The organism is Arthrobacter alkaliphilus (assembly GCF_021483235.1).
Taxonomy (GTDB): Bacteria; Actinomycetota; Actinomycetes; order Actinomycetales; family Micrococcaceae; genus Arthrobacter; species Arthrobacter alkaliphilus.
Window position 1 is genome coordinate 1 of the sequence record NZ_JAKEEC010000066.1, and the last position, 705, is coordinate 705.

General features: G+C 65.5%; 1 protein-coding gene. It reads left to right on the plus strand.

Going from position 1 to position 705, the window contains the following annotated elements; translation table 11 throughout:
- Positions 1 to 31 precede the first annotated feature (31 nt).
- Positions 32 to 705 (plus strand): helix-turn-helix domain-containing protein (locus tag L0B83_RS20100; RefSeq protein ID WP_443627149.1); only part of this gene is annotated, 674 nt, incomplete at its 3' end.

Sequence of the window (705 nt, forward strand, 5' to 3'; positions counted from 1 at the left end):
GGCGGGTTCAGGGGGTCGTTGCAACGCCTGAGTGCTGGGTGGTGTTGTGGGGCGTTTTGGTCGGCCTGAAGTTCGGCGTGAAGTGGTTCGGGTGTTTTGGGCATCGCGCTCGTCTGGTCTTTCGGATGAGGCTTCTGCAGGTATCGCGGGGTTGTCCGATGGTACTGCGAGCAGGATTGTCCGTAAGCATGGTGGGGTGGATCCCTTGCTTGAGCCCGCGTGCGGGCGGTTCTTGTCCTTTGAGGAGCGCGAATTGATTGCGCTGTGGCGGGCGGAGGGATGCGGGGTGCGGGAGGTCGCCAGGCGTTTAGGCAGGAACCCGTCCACGGTCAGCCGGGAGTTGGCCCGGAACATCCGCAACGAGGGCAAGCGCCCGTATCTTGCCTCCGTCGCGCAGAACAGGGCGCAGAAACTGGCAAGGCGTCCAAAGACCCGGAAGCTGGCCTCTCGCCCGGCGTTGGCGGCGTATGTGACCGGCATGCTGACGGCCCGTGAGCGGCTGTCTCCGGAGCAGATCAGTGCCCGGTTGCGGATCGATTTCCCTGATGATGAGAGCATGCGCATCAGCCCAGAGACCATCTATCAGTGCATCTATATCCAGGGCCGCGGCGGCCTGCGCGCCGAACTGGCCGCCGCGCTGCGCACAGGCCGCGCCGTGCGCCAACCCAACCGCCGGGCCGGCACGCGCAGAGCACGCGTTCCCAA